The 15,140-nt window shown below is 30.3% G+C and carries 16 protein-coding genes; 11 read left to right on the top strand and 5 right to left on the bottom strand.

All coding sequences use genetic code 11. From position 1 onward, the window contains the following. Positions 1 to 25: 25 nt before the first annotated feature. The 4 genes from mnmG to E4J94_RS09305 all read left to right on the top strand — a co-directional run bounded on the left by mnmG (position 26) and on the right by E4J94_RS09305 (position 4,161). Positions 26 to 1,897 carry a tRNA uridine-5-carboxymethylaminomethyl(34) synthesis enzyme MnmG gene (mnmG, locus tag E4J94_RS09320; RefSeq protein ID WP_185145637.1) on the top strand — a complete coding sequence of 624 codons (1,872 nt, stop codon included), beginning with the start codon at positions 26 to 28 and terminating at the stop codon, positions 1,895 to 1,897. Position 1,898: 1 nt separating this feature from the next. Then, positions 1,899 to 2,792 (top strand): class I SAM-dependent methyltransferase, encoded by an 894-nt coding sequence (locus tag E4J94_RS09315; RefSeq protein WP_135835548.1) that lies wholly within the window; start codon positions 1,899 to 1,901, stop codon positions 2,790 to 2,792. Between the two features lie 126 nt (positions 2,793 to 2,918). Next, entirely contained in the window at positions 2,919 to 3,434 is a 516-nt protein-coding gene (locus E4J94_RS09310) for a hypothetical protein (RefSeq protein WP_135835547.1), read from the top strand. 25 nt (positions 3,435 to 3,459) lie between these two features. Next, the gene (locus E4J94_RS09305) at positions 3,460 to 4,161 is read left to right on the top strand and encodes an OmpA family protein (protein ID WP_135835546.1); all 702 of its coding nucleotides are present in this window, start codon (positions 3,460 to 3,462) and stop codon (positions 4,159 to 4,161) included. A 67-nt stretch (positions 4,162 to 4,228) separates the two neighbouring features. Here E4J94_RS09305 and E4J94_RS09300 read toward each other — a convergent pair whose 3' ends face one another. After that, positions 4,229 to 5,320: a hypothetical protein gene (locus E4J94_RS09300; RefSeq protein WP_135835545.1), complete on the bottom strand. Its 1,092-nt coding sequence runs from the start codon at positions 5,318 to 5,320 to the stop codon at positions 4,229 to 4,231. Between the two features lie 150 nt (positions 5,321 to 5,470). Further along, the gene (locus E4J94_RS09295) at positions 5,471 to 6,184 is read right to left on the bottom strand and encodes a pirin family protein (RefSeq protein WP_135835544.1); all 714 of its coding nucleotides are present in this window, start codon (positions 6,182 to 6,184) and stop codon (positions 5,471 to 5,473) included. A 334-nt stretch (positions 6,185 to 6,518) separates the two neighbouring features. Here E4J94_RS09295 and E4J94_RS17910 point away from each other — a divergent pair, with 334 nt between their 5' ends. Both E4J94_RS17910 and E4J94_RS09290 read left to right on the top strand, forming a co-directional pair. Beyond that, the gene (locus E4J94_RS17910; protein WP_317129221.1) at positions 6,519 to 6,755 is read left to right on the top strand and encodes a class I SAM-dependent methyltransferase; all 237 of its coding nucleotides are present in this window, start codon (positions 6,519 to 6,521) and stop codon (positions 6,753 to 6,755) included. 14 nt (positions 6,756 to 6,769) lie between these two features. Further along, complete coding sequence (locus E4J94_RS09290; RefSeq protein WP_262710475.1) at positions 6,770 to 7,231, top strand: class I SAM-dependent methyltransferase; 462 nt, start codon at positions 6,770 to 6,772, stop codon at positions 7,229 to 7,231. Between the two features lie 19 nt (positions 7,232 to 7,250). Here E4J94_RS09290 and E4J94_RS09285 read toward each other — a convergent pair whose 3' ends face one another. Next, entirely contained in the window at positions 7,251 to 8,204 is a 954-nt protein-coding gene (locus tag E4J94_RS09285; protein ID WP_135835543.1) for a 2-hydroxyacid dehydrogenase, read from the bottom strand. Positions 8,205 to 8,347: 143 nt separating this feature from the next. Next, entirely contained in the window at positions 8,348 to 9,220 is an 873-nt protein-coding gene (locus tag E4J94_RS09280; protein WP_135835542.1) for a diacylglycerol/lipid kinase family protein, read from the bottom strand. 111 nt (positions 9,221 to 9,331) lie between these two features. Between E4J94_RS09280 and E4J94_RS09275 the strand changes: the two genes are divergently transcribed. The 5 genes from E4J94_RS09275 (at position 9,332) to E4J94_RS09255 (ending at position 14,155) form a co-directional block, all read left to right on the top strand. Next, complete coding sequence (locus E4J94_RS09275; protein ID WP_038336207.1) at positions 9,332 to 9,760, top strand: SufE family protein; 429 nt, start codon at positions 9,332 to 9,334, stop codon at positions 9,758 to 9,760. Between the two features lie 29 nt (positions 9,761 to 9,789). Continuing rightward, positions 9,790 to 11,640, top strand: a complete 1,851-nt coding sequence (locus tag E4J94_RS09270) for a monovalent cation:proton antiporter-2 (CPA2) family protein (RefSeq protein WP_135835541.1) — start codon at positions 9,790 to 9,792, stop codon at positions 11,638 to 11,640. Then, entirely contained in the window at positions 11,621 to 12,628 is a 1,008-nt protein-coding gene (locus tag E4J94_RS09265) for a glycosyltransferase family 9 protein (RefSeq protein ID WP_135835540.1), read from the top strand. Before E4J94_RS09270 ends, E4J94_RS09265 begins: the two co-directional genes overlap by 20 nt. A gap of 53 nt (positions 12,629 to 12,681) precedes the next feature. Continuing rightward, complete coding sequence (locus tag E4J94_RS09260) at positions 12,682 to 13,734, top strand: alkaline phosphatase family protein (RefSeq protein WP_135835539.1); 1,053 nt, start codon at positions 12,682 to 12,684, stop codon at positions 13,732 to 13,734. Between the two features lie 121 nt (positions 13,735 to 13,855). After that, positions 13,856 to 14,155 carry a hypothetical protein gene (locus tag E4J94_RS09255; protein ID WP_135835538.1) on the top strand — a complete coding sequence of 100 codons (300 nt, stop codon included), beginning with the start codon at positions 13,856 to 13,858 and terminating at the stop codon, positions 14,153 to 14,155. A 283-nt stretch (positions 14,156 to 14,438) separates the two neighbouring features. Here E4J94_RS09255 and E4J94_RS09250 read toward each other — a convergent pair whose 3' ends face one another. After that, positions 14,439 to 15,122 carry a LysE family translocator gene (locus tag E4J94_RS09250; protein ID WP_135835537.1) on the bottom strand — a complete coding sequence of 228 codons (684 nt, stop codon included), beginning with the start codon at positions 15,120 to 15,122 and terminating at the stop codon, positions 14,439 to 14,441. Positions 15,123 to 15,140 lie beyond the last annotated feature (18 nt).

Below are 15,140 nucleotides of genomic sequence, written 5' to 3'. Positions count from 1 at the left end.
ACAAAAAAATAAGTTTACAAATCAAATGATATTTCAATCAGAATATGATGTAATTGTAGTTGGTGGTGGTCACGCAGGTGCAGAAGCGACAGCAGCAGCAGCCAATTTAGGAGCAAAAACGCTTCTTGTTACAATGAACTTACAAACAATCGGACAAATGTCTTGTAATCCTGCTATGGGTGGAATTGCGAAAGGACAAATTGTTCGTGAGATTGACGCTTTAGGTGGATACTCTGGTATTATTACAGACAAAACTGCGATTCAATTCAAGATGTTGAATCAATCTAAAGGTCCAGCGATGTGGTCACCACGCGCACAGTCCGATCGTATGCGTTTTGCTGAAGAATGGCGTTTATCTTTAGAAAGAACAGAGAATGTTGACTTCTTTCAAGATATGGTAAAAAACTTAATCATTGAAAATGGTAAGGTTTGTGGAGTTATTACAGCAATGGGAATGAAAATTCGTTCTAAATCTGTTGTCCTTACAAATGGTACTTTCTTGAATGGTTTGATTCATATTGGTGAAAAACAATTTGGAGGTGGACGTATGGGAGAATCTGCTGCTTTCGGAATTACGGAACAATTAGTTGATTTAGGTTTCGAAGCTGGACGAATGAAAACAGGAACTCCTCCACGTGTAGATGGTCGTTCTATCGATTATACGAAAATGGTTGAGCAACCAGGAGATGAAAATCCTTCGAAATTCTCTTACACAAATACGCCAAAATTAACGAAACAACGTTCTTGTTGGATTACTTATACGAATCAAGAAGTTCACGATTTATTACGTGAAGGTTTTGATCGTTCTCCAATGTTTAACGGAACAATTAAATCGACTGGACCAAGATATTGTCCATCTATCGAAGATAAAATTAATCGTTTTGCAGACAAAGATCGTCACCAAATTTTTGCAGAACCGGAAGGTTGGCACACAATGGAATTCTATATAAATGGATTCTCTACATCTTTGCCAGATGATATTCAAGCAAGAGCTTTACGTTCTGTTCCTGGTTTTGAAAATGCAAAAATTTTGCGTCCAGGTTACGCAATCGAATACGATTATTTTCCTCCAACACAATTAAAACATACATTAGAAACTAAACTAATTGATAACTTATATTGCGCTGGACAAATTAACGGAACAACAGGTTATGAAGAAGCTGCTTCTCAAGGTTTGATGGCAGGTATAAATGCTGTGTTAAAAATTCAAGGAAAAAATCCATTTATATTAAATCGCAACGAAGCATATATAGGAGTTTTAATCGACGATTTGATTACAAAAGGTACAGAAGAACCTTATCGTATGTTTACGTCTCGTGCAGAATATCGTATCTTATTAAGACAAGATAATGCCGACGAACGTTTGACAAGAAAAAGTTTTGAACTAGGTTTAGCCTCAGAAGATCGTTTGAGAAGAATGGAAGAAAAATTTGACAAAGCTGAAAAACTAGTCAATTATTTCGAAGAAAATTCAATCAAGCCACAAGAGATAAATGATGTAATTGAAGAGCGCGAAGGAACACCTTTAAAACAACCAAACAAAATGATCTCGGTTATTTCTCGTCCTGAATTAAAGCTTTCTGATTTTACAAAATTAGATCGAGTAAAAGAGTTTATTGAAACAAATGAATACGATCAAGAAGAATTAGAGCAAACAGAAATTCAGATCAAATACAAAGGTTATATTAAGAAAGAACAACAGAATGCAGATAAATTGCATCGTTTGGAAAATTTAAAAATTCCGGCAGATATAGATTATAATGTATTTGGTTCGATGTCGATAGAAGCTCGTCAAAAATTAACAAAAATAAAACCTGCAACGGTAGCACAAGCATCAAGAATTAGCGGTGTATCACCAGCAGATATAAGTGTATTATTAATTTACATGGGAAGATAATATGGAAAATGTTCCACGTGAAACATCTCAAGAAAATCCTTCAAAAGAAGGATTTTCTGGTATTAAGAAATTAGATTTAAAAGATTATTTTTTAACAGGAGAAAAATTCGAAATTTACGAAGATTCAGAAACCGAAGTTTTGTACACTCTCCCCCAACCTATCGAAAATTTAGGAAAGTATTACGAAAGTAAAAATTACATTTCTCATACCGATGGAAAGAAATCTATTTTCGAACGTTTTTATCAAATGGCAAAATCAATCAATCTAAATAATAAATTAGAATTGATTAATAAAGTTAGTAATGGTAAAAAGATTTTAGATTATGGTTGTGGTGTTGGAGATTTTTTAGAACATCTACAAAAAAATGGTTACAATGTCTTAGGAATGGAACCAAACGATTCGGCAAGAAGAATTGCTCAATCAAAAGTTGGAATTGAAAAAGTTAGATCTACAGAAATAGAACAGAATCAAGAAAAATTTGATGTGATAACTTTGTGGCATGTTTTAGAACATATTCCAAACTTAAATGAAATCATCAATCAATTAAAAAATCATTTGACAGAAAATGGTCGTTTAATTATCGCTGTCCCAAATCACAAATCTTATGATGCAGAATATTATGGGAAATATTGGGCTGCTTATGATGTTCCACGACATCTTTGGCATTTCTCTGTAACAAGTATGAGTAAGCTTTTTAACAATTTTGGTATGAAAATTGAATCTACTCATCCAATGAAATTAGATTCATTTTATGTAAGTCTACTTTCTGAAAAATATAAGGGTAATAAGTTAGGTTTTATTAATGCGATTAGAGTTGGTTTAAAATCTAATTCAAAAGCAAAAAAAACAGGTGAATACTCTTCAATGATCTATGTAATAAAAGCTGAAAAATAAAATAAGCCCTTTAGAGCCACTTTTATTATATAGAATGAGTATTATGTCTCATTTTTTATTTAAATTTAATAGGACTAATTTATAAAAGCCATTTTTTGACTATAATCATAAATAAAATAAATAGCTATGAAAAAAAGTATTTTATTATTTGGGATATGCACTTCAGCATTTTTAACTTCTTGTGCATCTACAACAGTTGCGAAACAAGAAATCCAGACAGGTAAAGAAGTTAGAGGAGCATGGACTTTGACAAATGTAGATTATCAAGGTTTAACAACTAACGAGGTACAAGGTAATGTAAAAGTTACTGATGCAGTTTCAAAGGTTTTTGATACAGCAAATCCAGAATGTTACGAAGGTTCTACTTGGAACTTAGTTCAAAACAACAAAAAAGGTACATATACATTTAATAACGCTGGAGGAGATTGTCCTTCTGGAACAGCAAATATTATTTGGGATTTACAGCAAGATGGTTCTACAACTTACTTTATTTTTAAAGATGTAACAGGAATCAAAGCGAAACAAAATACTGCAGGATACAAAATGCGTGTAGATTATGTTGATACAAATTCATTGAAATTGGTACAAGATATCAATGCAAACGGAAAAATTGCTCAAGTAATTTATAACTTCGTACGCTAATCAACAATTTAAAAACTTAGAAATTATGAAAAAAATAAATACCAAAATAGCTGCAATCGTATTAGGAGGATCATTTATTATGTCTTCTTGTACAGCTGTACAAAATGCAAATAACACACAAAAAGGTGCCGGTATTGGTGCTGTAGCTGGTGGTGTTATTGGAGGAATCTTAGGAAATAATATCGGTAAAGGAGGAAACACAGCTTTAGGTGCTGTAATTGGTGCTGCTGTAGGTGGTGCTGCTGGTGGTGTTATTGGTAATAATATGGATAAACAAGCACAAAAAATTGAGCAAGTTTTACCAGGAGCAGAAGTTGTAAGAACGGAAGAAGGGATTAACCTAATTTTAGATGAGAACTCTAAAGTTACTTTCGAATATAATAAAGCTTCATTAACATCTGTTGCAAAAACTAACTTAGATAAATTAGTAGAAGTATTTAACGAATTCCCTGATACAGATTTATTAATCGTTGGACATACCGACAATGTAGGTTCTCAAGGTTATAACTTGCCATTATCTCAAAAACGTGCTCAATCTGTAAAAGATTATTTAGTTTCTAAAGGTATTTCTTCTACTCGTTTAACATCAAAAGGAAAAGGTTTAGAAGAACCAATCGCTGACAATACAACAGCAGATGGACGTGCTCAAAACCGTCGTGTAGAAATTGCAATTACTGCAAACGAAAAAATGAAAGCGGACGCTGCTAAAGAAGCAAACGGACAATAATTCATTTCAATATAAAACAAGAAAAGCGTTCCAATTAGGAACGCTTTTTTAACTATTAAATGGAAACTTATTTGAAATTAACTACAAACCATTTATTATTAATCTTCTCTAAAGTAACTTGATACGTTTTAGAAGATTGATCTTTTAAATTCGTTTGTACTTCTACCAAAGCTACTTTTTCATCTGCATCTAACACTTTTGCATCGTTAATTGTTGCTTGTTCTAAATTTTTAATTCCTTCATCAGAAGAAAACTTTTGAAAAGTATTCCACTCTCCACTTCTAGTCAAAGCAAAAGCCCCAGAATAATTTTTCTTCGATAAATTCGTCATAAAACGATTCGAAAGAGATTTTACCATTCCAGCTTCTTTACTTACATGAGCAGGAGTATTATCAAGCGAAACCGAATCTATCTCTTCTGATGCTCCAACTAAATTTAACGGAACTTTTACTGCTTTACGATTCGTTAAATAACGTTCAGAATTTGGAATTCTAACCAAAATATCAAGACGATCATTTTTTAATTTAGATGGATCTAAAGAAGAGTATTTTATGTTAATAGAATTTTTTCTGTACAAATCATCCATCGAATTAGGATCAATAGTAGAACGAAATGTGTAAACTATATTCCCAGAATTAAAAACTTCTATCGTTGCAGTTACAGCCTGATTTAATTGAATTTCCTCCCCTTGTCCATTGTAGAAAAATGGAGAAATTGCTATTCCTGTATCATCTTGCTTTAAACTAAAATCAAAACGTTGCACATTAGTAGTTGGTTCAGCAGGTATTTCTATAGTTTCAGTAGCTCCTGGTTTTGGAATTCCATTAGCCAAAGGAACTTGGTTTCTATTCCAAGTAAATTTATTCTGCAATGCTACTTTTTCAGCAATATCAAAAACTTCATCAACAGTTTTTCCATCTAACAACGTACGAACTATTCCCCAACGAGCTTCATTGTCCATTGTTTGACTTGTATTATATTCGAAAATAATTTGCAAAGCTTCTTTAAATTTATCTTGCTGCATAACAGGCAAAGCCTTTGAAATTTTATCTACTGTTTCACTAAAAGTTTGTGCAGAAGTAGAATCAATCTCAATGTTATCATTTTTACAACTGATAATCATTAAAGCAAAAGAAGCGATGATGAATAAACGTTTCATATAGTATAGATTAATACGTTTTAAGTTAAAGTTTTATAAGCAGTAAATATACTAAATACTTGTATTGAAAGAATATTTTTTTACACAAAAAGTAGATCCCATTTCTGAAATCTACTCTATATATAAAACAACTAAAACTTGAAAAAAATTTTAAATATCCATAGGAACTTCGATTAACATCAATCGAGAATCTTTAGTTACATTGAACGAAAAATCGTTTGTATTCTTAATTTCAATAACATCTCTTCTTCCTAACTTGTTTCCGTCAAATTCAACTTCTCCTTCCACAACCATAAAGAAAACACCATTTCCTTCTTTTTGTACTTTGTATGTCTCTTGTTTATCTTCTGTATAATTTCCTAAGAAAATCCACGCATCTTGATGTATCCAAACTCCTTGATCGTCTGCATTTGGAGAAAGAACTTGGTACAATTCGTTCTCTTTCGCAACTTCACGAACAGAAATTTGTTGATAACGAGGCTCCACATTCATTTTATTCGGAATAATCCAAATCTGAAAAAAATGTCCTTCTTGGTTCTCATAAGCATTCATTTCACTATGGAAAACACCTGTACCAGCACTCATTACTTGTACATCTCCAGATTCAATTACAGAACCTGTTCCCATTGAATCTTCGTGAGAAATTCCTCCTTTAGTGGGAATTGTAATAATCTCCATATTATCATGAGGATGCTTTCCAAATCCCATTCCTCCAGTTATTATATCATCGTTTACTACACGTAAAGCTCCAAAATGAATACGAGATGGATCATAATAATTAGCAAAACTATATGAATGCTGTGTGTTTAACCATCCATGATTAGCACCTCCTCTTGATTCTGATTTAAATATTTGATAATTCATAGTTATTAATTTTTATACAAATTTATGGTTGATAATGTATCTATACATTGATATGTGATAAGTTATCAAGATACACACCAAGTTGCTAAAAGAAATATTTTCTAAATTATTAATTAAATGTTAAAAATATTTTATATTTTAGCATACAGTTAACACATGAGACATATATGCTATTTATTTCAGGCGAATCAACATTTAATGTGATACTTTGGATTCTACTCCAAATCGTCCTTGTAATTATAGTAGCAGTTATTTTGTATAAAGTTTACAAAAAACTTACAAAATGAAAAAAGGTTCCGAAATTTCGGAACCTTTTTAGTTAAAACTAATCGATATGAATGATATCTATGATCCAAACTTTGTAAAAAAACTATTCAATAAAATGTCAAGTTCATATGAAAGAATGAACTATATAACTTCTTTTGGTTTTTCAATTATTTGGAGAAAACAATTTATCAAAACATTAAATAGAAAAAGATCGAAAATAAAAGTACTTGATTTACTATCTGGATTAGGCGAAAATTGGTCATATCTAAAAAATAGATTTCAAATGCAGAATTTTATGCTTTAGATTTTTCGGAAGAAATGGTTGAGAAATCGAGAAAAAAAGGTGAAATAATTTTTCAAAATAAGATAGAAATCTTTCAAGATGATGTTTTAGAAAATGAATTAAAATCAGAAGAATTTGATATTATAACTTGTGCTTTTGGTTTGAAAACATTTAATGAATATCAAATTGATTTATTAGCTAAACAAGTATATCGATTGTTAAAAAAAGATGGACAATTTACATTTATAGAAATCTCAAAGCCTCAAAATAGTATACTCTATTTCTTATATTCTTTTTACTTAGGGAAAATAATTCCTATTCTTGGCAAACTATTTTTAGGAAATTCTGATGATTATAAAATGTTATGGTTATACACCAAAAAATTTGAATCATGTAAAAAAGTAGAAACTATTTTTAAAAAAAATAATTTAAATGTTCAATACAAAGAATACTTTTTTGGATGCGCATCCGGAATTTATGGAACAAAAAAAGCTTAGAAATTCTAAGCTTTAATTATCAATGATTATTTTTCCAATCTAATATTTTATCACGAATAAATTCTGCTAATTTTATTTTACTTTGATGCGTCCAACCTGCAATATGTGGAGCCAGAACAACATTATCCGCTTGGATTAAATACTGAAATTCATCTGGTAATTCAGATGCAACTAATTTCTCGAAACTCGATTTTTCAAATTCTAAAACATCTAAAGCAGCTCCTAAAATTTTTCCAGCTTTCATTGCTTCAACTAAATCTTTTGTCACAACAGATTTTCCGCGAGCAGTATTCACAAAATAAAATGACTTTTTGAATTTAGAAATAAATTCTTCGTTAATCATTTGCATCGTTTCTGGCGTTTGCGGTGTATGTAAACTTACAACATCTGCTTGTTCAAAAAACTCTTCTAACGAAACTTGCCTCGCAAATTCATTACCTTTATTTGGCAAAATATCATAACAAATCACATTTACTTCAAAACCTTGCAAACGTTTTGCAAACGCATTTCCCATATTTCCATAACCAATAATACCAACGGTTTTTCCCCTCAATTCATCTCCACGATTTTCTTCGCGTTTCCAAATTCCGTTTCGAACTTCGTTATCAGCTCTGCGCAAATGATGCATCAACATCAACAACATACCAATCCCATGTTCAGCAACAGAATCGCGATTTCCTTCGGGAGAATTGAATAAAACAATGTTATTCTCGGCTGCAAACTCTTCATCAATATTCTCCAAGCCTGCCCCTACTCTACCAATAAACTTTAAATTCGTTGCTTTTGCCAAAAAATCTTTATCAATTGGAAATCTACTCCTTACAATCATTCCATCGTATTCATTAATCTTTTGTTCGATAATTTCTTTAGGTGAAGTATAATCTTCATCAACAATAAAACCCGCTTCGCGAAGTCCATTATTCAGACATTCATGATTAGAATCGATTGCTAAAATTTTATAAGAAGTTTTCATTGTAAAAATTTTAATCAAAGTTACAACGAATGCAAGTATTATTATAAAATTGGTTAGAAACAAATGGTTTATAACTCAGTTAATAACATTTTAATTGATTGAAAATGTATAATTTATATTGTTAATTAAATAGATAATTAAGGTTAAAAAATGATTTTCAACGCATTTGGTAAGACTTTAACTTTTACTTGAAGTGAATCAGTTTTATGAATCTCTCCATCAAGTTGATACGTAATCGGATTATGATCTAAACTTTCAATTTTGAATTTCTTAACTTTTCGATACTTTGCTTTATTCAAAAAATCAATCTTTTTCGCTAAAACTAAAACCGAAAAATAAAATTGCTCGAAAACATCTAAATCTTCTATCATCAATAAATCCAATTCACCATCAGACAAATCAGCTTTGGGCGTAAAAGAGATCCCATAACCTGCAATGTTAGAATTAGAACAGAATAAATAATAAAAACTCTTCTCGATAATTACATCATCTATATAAAGACGAAACAATTTAGATTTGTAATTCAACAATGTTTTCACAGATGCATCAACATATCCAGTAATCGTACGCTTTTGATTCTCTTCATACGTTTTGATAACTTCTGCATCAATCCCAAAACCTAAATTGCTAAAAAAATACTTGTCCTCTACTCTACCAACATCAATCGTATGAACAACATTTGATTTGATAATTTCAATTGCTTTGTTAGGATCTTTCGGAATATTAAGATTTGTTGCCAAACCATTTCCAGATCCGGCAGGAATTATTCCCAACGGAATTTTTGTTTTCACCAAAGCACTCGCCACTTCATTGATTGTTCCATCGCCTCCACACGCAACTATGACATCAGAATTTTCTGCAATCGCTTCTTTTACCAATTTCTTTGCATGAAATTGATAAGCAGTTTCTTTCAGAACAATTTCGTCTGAAGAATCAAATTTTGATTGTAAAAAGTCGAGCGAAATATCGTGTTTTGCATTTCCAGAATTTGGATTAACAATGAAAGTGTACTTCATTTTTTGGGAATTGAAATTTATCAAAACACAAAAATAAGAAATCTAAAAGAATCAAGCTATTTAACGTCTTTTTTTGAGGAAAAACTATCAAAAACTTTCTAACTTTGTAGTATGAAAATTAAAGAAATTCAAAACGAAATAGTAGACGAATTCTCATTTTTTGAAGATTGGGAACAACGCTACGAATATTTAATCGAGTTAGGAAAAAGTTTAAATACTTTGCCTGAAGAAGCAAAAACAGATGATAAAATCATCAAAGGTTGTCAATCTTCTGTTTGGTTAGATGCAGAATTGGATGGTGATACAATCGAATTTAAGGCTGATTCTAATGCTATTTTACCAAAAGGTATTGCGGCATTATTGGTGAGAATGTACAATCATCAAACGCCAAAAGATATTTTAGAATCGGATACAGATTTTATCAACGAAATTGGTTTATCAGAATTTTTATCACCAACCCGTGCAAATGGATTATTGGCGATGATAAAACAATTCAAATTTTATGCAATTGCATTTCAATCAAAACAAAATAATAGTTAGGCGCATCATCTAATCAACCTTATCTCATAATGAACGACTTTTTAGGCCAAGCATTTATTTTTCTATTTTCCGCTGTAATCTGCGTTCCAATTTCTAAAAAATTAGGAATGGGATCAGTTTTGGGATATTTAATTGCCGGAGTTTTAATTGGTCCATACGTTTTCAAATTTGTTGGAAATGATGGAACAGACATTATGCACGCTACTGAATTTGGTGTTGTCATGATGTTATTTTTAGTTGGATTAGAACTTGATCCAAAAGAATTCTGGAAGATGAAAAATAAAATCATCAACCTTGGTGGTATGCAAGTTTTAGGAACTATAATTATTGCTACTTTAGTCGGAATGTTTGCTTTGAAAATGAATTTTTCTTTGGCTGTTTCTATAGGTTTTGTAATAACCATGTCTTCAACAGCTATTATTATGCAAACACTTAGCGAGAAAGGGTTAACCAAAACAAGTATTGGAAAGTCAACATTTTCGGTTCTCTTGTTTCAAGATATTATGGTAATTCCGATCTTAGCAATTATTCCTCTTTTAGTTGGAGATTCATTGATTCAATCAATCGGAGATGATTCTAAAAGCTTGCTTGTTGGCGGGCCAGCATTCATGAAAACTTTGGTAATAGTTGGTGCAATTACATTTATTTATGTAATTGGAAAATATATAATTACACCTTACTTTAAATATGTTGGACAATTACAAGTTCGAGAAATTTATACTGCTTCTGCTCTACTTTTAGTAATTGGAGTTTCAGTTTTAATGCAAAAAGTTGGAATTTCTCCTGCCTTGGGAGCTTTCATTGCTGGTGTTGTTCTAGCAAATAACGAATACAAACATCAATTAGAAAGTGATATTGAACCATTCAAATCATTACTATTAGGAATATTTTTTATTGCAGTTGGATCGACAATTAACTTCAAATTAATTGCAGATAAACCATTTATGATTCTTGGATTAACATTTGGAATAATGTTGATAAAGTCACTGGTTTTGTGGCTTATTGGAATCAAGCATAAATTCGATTTTGATCAGAAATGGTTATTCATTTTACTTTTATCACAAGTCGGAGAATTTGCTTTTGTTATTTTGTCATTAACTCGAAATTTAGATATTTTAAACAAAGAATGGTACGATTTGATGTTAGCTACAACAGCGATTACAATGGTGATTACTCCATTACTTTTAGTATTAAATGAAAAATTAATTCTAAAATATTTTGGAGTTAAAACAAAAGTAAAAACAATCATTGAAAATGATAAAATAAATCCAAATTCAGCTGATGGACAAATTATTATTGCTGGTTTTGGTGATTTTGGAAATACAATTAGTCGAGTATTAAAAAGTACTGGAATAAAATCGATTGTTTTAGATAATGATAGCGAGCGTGTAGAGAAAATGCGCAAGCAAGGTTTTAATGTTTTTTATGGAGATGCCACAAATGTTAACTTGTTAAAATCTGCTGGAGCAGAACATGCAAAATATTTTGTTGCTGCTTTAGATCCACCAGAAATAAATCAAAAGTTGGTTTATATTGTTCGTAAAAATTTTCCGAATCTTGAAATTATTGTTCGAGCAAAAAACCGTAGCTATGCATACAACTATTTAAAAGATGGCTTGGATGAAGTTTATCGTGAAAACTTCTTCTCATCTGTTTATGTTGGGAGACAAATATTAATGAAGTACGGTTTTTCTCATGAAGAAGCATCCAAAATTGGTGAAATTTTTATAAAGAGTGATAGAAAATCATTGCGTAAAATTGCAAAACACGCTGAAAATTCTGATCAATATTTTGAAGCATCTAAGCAAGAATTTGAAAAGCAAATGAAAATGGTTGCAAAAGAAATTAACAATAGGAATAATGGAGAAAAAGAATCATAAAAAACTATTAGTTTTACGTTTTTCTGCATTGGGCGATGTCACAATGATTGCTCCTGTGTTGCAAGAGTTTGTTGAACAAAATCCTAATGTCGAAGTCTATGTTGCTTCTCGTCCTTTTATGGGAAATATTTTCAAACAATTTCCTCAAATAAAATTTATTTCGGTTGATTTAAACAAAGAGTACAAAGGTTTTTTTAGCTTATTCAAATTATACAAGGAATTAAAACAATATAATTTTGATTATGTTGCTGATCTTCATAACGTAATACGATCAAAAGTAATTACAACTCTATTCAAACTTAACGGTACAAAAACGGCTACTTTAAACAAAGGTCGTGCAGAGAAAAGAGCTTTAGTCGATCAAAAAAATCGCGTTTTTAAGCAATTAAAATTAACAACTGAACGCTATGCTGATGTTTTGCGTCAACTTGGTTTTAACGTCAATTTAAAGCATAAAATCGAACCAAAATCAATTAAAGAACCAAAATCAATTGGAATTGCTCCTTTTGCAGCCTTTACAAGTAAAATGTATCCAATCGAAAAGATGAAAATCGTGGCGAAGAAATTAGCTGAAAATGGTTACAAAATTTATTTATTTGGAGGAGGAGAAACAGAAATTAATGAATTAAAAACATGGGAAAATTTTAATCCAAATATCAAATCTTTAGCTGGAACTGTTTCTTTTGAAGAAGAATTACAAGCTATTGCCAAATTAGAAGTGATGATTTCGATGGATAGTGCTAATATGCATTTGGCTTCACTGATGGGAACACGAACTATTTCAATTTGGGGTGGAACACATCCATTTGCTGGCTTTTTGGGTTATGGACAATCCATAAATGATGTAATACAAGACGAAACGATGAAAATTCGTCCCACTTCTATCTTTGGTAAAAATCCGAAAGGTTTTGAAAACTATGATTATTTTCAAAATTTAAGCGCCGATGATGTTTATCTACAAATTGTCAATAAACTCAAAAATCAATAATTTGAAAGCATCATATCGATGCTTTTCTTATTTTTATAAGAAATTAAATTCGTATGAAATATACATTTCTTATTCTTGCCTTCTGCTCTACGTTTCTATTTGCTCAAGAACCTAAAGTTATTCTAGTTACACTAGATGGTGTTCGTTGGAAAGAAGTTTTCCGAGGAGTTGAAAAATCAATCTTAAATGATAAAAAGTACAATTCAATTATTGTTCAAACAAATCAAAAATATTGGGCAGAAGATTCTATAAAACGTCGCGAATTATTGATGCCTTTTACATGGAAAATTATTAAAGAAAAAGGTGTGATTTTAGGAAATCGTGATGAACAAAATTTCGTTAATTTAACCAACAAAAGATTATGGTCTTATCCTGGATACAATGAAATAATTACTGGAAAAGCTGATGATAAGCGAATTAAAAATAACAAAGATATTCTGAATCCTAATATTTCAGTTTTTGAAATTGCAAATCAACAAAAGAATTTAACTGGTAAAGTAATGGTTTTTGGAAGCTGGATGATGTATCCGAATATTTTCAATCAAGACCGTTCTAAATTATTGGTAAATGCTGGATATCAGGATAGTTTTAATCAAAATAAATCTGAAAGAGAATTACTTATCGAACGTTTTCAGTTAGAAACGCCAAAACAATGGTGGGGAACAAGATTTGATATTTTTACGCACGAATTTGCATTGGAAGCGATGAAAAATCAGAAGCCAAAATTACTTTTTATAGGTTATGGTGAAGCTGATGATTATGGACATGATGAAGATTACGATCAATATATCAATTCAATAAACCGCAACGATCGTATGATTGAAGAATTATGGAATTATATACAAAGTGACCCTTTTTACAAAGATCAAACGACAATTATTGTAACAACAGATCATGGACGTGGAAATGGAAACGAATGGACAGATCACAATGATGAAGTAAAAGGCTCTGACGAAGGATTTATTTTGCTGATTGGAAACGGAATTAATCCTAAAAACCTCAAAAAAAATCAAACGTATACTGATCAAATTGCGTCTACAATTGCTGATTTAATGAAACTAAAACCATGGAATTATAAGGATTCTGGGAAATCGCTATTGAAGTAAGTTCGACAGATTTAGATATAATCTTCTAAAAATAAATGCAACATACAGAGCATTTTAAAACTCGATTTCACTTATTCGAAACGGCACTATTTCAAACATAATAATTTAACCTAAAAAATATATGAACAATCATTATACAAAATCAGGAGGACTTATAATAGGTTCTATTAGAATGTCAAGTTTACTTGCTCAAATAAATATTTATGAAGATAAGTTAATAATAAATTATTTGTTTTTCTTTAAAATAATCCTTTTAAAAAAAGATATTATAGATATAATTGCATCTAACGATTTTTTTGAAAAAGGAATTAAAATTCTTCATAAAAACTCTAAATATGATTCAAAAATAATTTTCAGAGTTTCTAATCCTGATAAATTAATAGAAGAAATAAAAAAAACAGGTTTTATGAATTATAATTAATGATAAAATATTTATTTTTTATTACATCATTATTGACCTTATTTTGTACTCAATTATTTATTTTATTTTTCATGATATCAATAATCAATTAGATTATTTTTATAAAGTAGAAATTGAAAAAATGTAAAATTGAAAATAAATCTGAAGTTAAATTTACTATAAGAAAATGGTTTTCATACAAATAGAAATTAATTATCGTAATTTCCCTATTCTTATTGAGGATTATACAAATAAAAATATTTAAACAAAAAAAGCTCATTCAATAAATGAACTTTTTATATTTTTAACTTGTTTGTTCTTGATTAATGAGTTGATGTTCTATCTTTTGATCAATTTCTTTAAAGAATCCGAAACCTTTTAGGATAATGATTAATCCAAAAATTAAAAGACAAATTCCGACTCCTTTTCGTACCATAAATACTTTTTGATCTGTAAAACGTTTTTGAAGTTTTCCTGCTAAAAATATTTTACCTAAATCTATTACAAAATACGTTGTAAGTACAACTCCCATATACAGCATAAAATCACTTGGTCGAGGATATTGAATCATTATTGAAGATACAATAACAAACCAAAAGACAATTACACCTATATTCAATAAATTCATGATAAATCCATTGATAAATGTTCTTATGTAATTGTTGCTAACAAATCCTGCTTCGCTTTCTATATGTAACTTTGGTTTAGAGAAATACATAAAAATCCCATAAATCAAAACAAAAAAGCCTGCAATTATATAAATGCGATAAAACTTAGGATGGCTAGTTACATAATCAGTAAAATCTTTACTTCCATAATAAGCTGCTGCAATACATAAAATATCTGCTGCAATAACTCCTAAATCTAATACTACAGCTGTTTTCCAACTTCTACGTAGACTAGTTTCTATAAGTAAAAAAAATACAGGTCCTATAAGAATTGTACTTAACAAAAAACCTATTAGTATGGCCGAAAATATTATTTCCATAACTTAATTAAGGTCTGC

It is taken from the genome of Empedobacter tilapiae, from assembly GCF_004785645.1.
Taxonomy (GTDB): Bacteria; Bacteroidota; Bacteroidia; order Flavobacteriales; family Weeksellaceae; genus Empedobacter; species Empedobacter tilapiae.
This window is presented reverse-complemented; position numbering and strand designations above follow the sequence as displayed.

Bases quoted from the DNA above. Each gene is read 5' to 3' on its own strand.
- mnmG (WP_185145637.1), top strand. From the start codon at position 26: ATGATATTTCAATCAGAATATGATGTAATTGTAGTTGGTGGTGGTCAC.
- E4J94_RS09315 (WP_135835548.1), top strand. From the start codon at position 1,899: ATGGAAAATGTTCCACGTGAAACATCTCAAGAAAATCCTTCAAAAGAA.
- E4J94_RS09310 (WP_135835547.1), top strand. From the start codon at position 2,919: ATGAAAAAAAGTATTTTATTATTTGGGATATGCACTTCAGCATTTTTA.
- E4J94_RS09305 (WP_135835546.1), top strand. From the start codon at position 3,460: ATGAAAAAAATAAATACCAAAATAGCTGCAATCGTATTAGGAGGATCA.
- E4J94_RS09300 (WP_135835545.1), bottom strand. From the start codon at position 5,320: ATGAAACGTTTATTCATCATCGCTTCTTTTGCTTTAATGATTATCAGT.
- E4J94_RS09295 (WP_135835544.1), bottom strand. From the start codon at position 6,184: ATGAATTATCAAATATTTAAATCAGAATCAAGAGGAGGTGCTAATCAT.
- E4J94_RS17910 (WP_317129221.1), top strand. From the start codon at position 6,519: ATGAATGATATCTATGATCCAAACTTTGTAAAAAAACTATTCAATAAA.
- E4J94_RS09290 (WP_262710475.1), top strand. From the start codon at position 6,770: ATGGTTGAGAAATCGAGAAAAAAAGGTGAAATAATTTTTCAAAATAAG.
- E4J94_RS09285 (WP_135835543.1), bottom strand. From the start codon at position 8,204: ATGAAAACTTCTTATAAAATTTTAGCAATCGATTCTAATCATGAATGT.
- E4J94_RS09280 (WP_135835542.1), bottom strand. From the start codon at position 9,220: ATGAAGTACACTTTCATTGTTAATCCAAATTCTGGAAATGCAAAACAC.
- E4J94_RS09275 (WP_038336207.1), top strand. From the start codon at position 9,332: ATGAAAATTAAAGAAATTCAAAACGAAATAGTAGACGAATTCTCATTT.
- E4J94_RS09270 (WP_135835541.1), top strand. From the start codon at position 9,790: ATGAACGACTTTTTAGGCCAAGCATTTATTTTTCTATTTTCCGCTGTA.
- E4J94_RS09265 (WP_135835540.1), top strand. From the start codon at position 11,621: ATGGAGAAAAAGAATCATAAAAAACTATTAGTTTTACGTTTTTCTGCA.
- E4J94_RS09260 (WP_135835539.1), top strand. From the start codon at position 12,682: ATGAAATATACATTTCTTATTCTTGCCTTCTGCTCTACGTTTCTATTT.
- E4J94_RS09255 (WP_135835538.1), top strand. From the start codon at position 13,856: ATGAACAATCATTATACAAAATCAGGAGGACTTATAATAGGTTCTATT.
- E4J94_RS09250 (WP_135835537.1), bottom strand. From the start codon at position 15,122: ATGGAAATAATATTTTCGGCCATACTAATAGGTTTTTTGTTAAGTACA.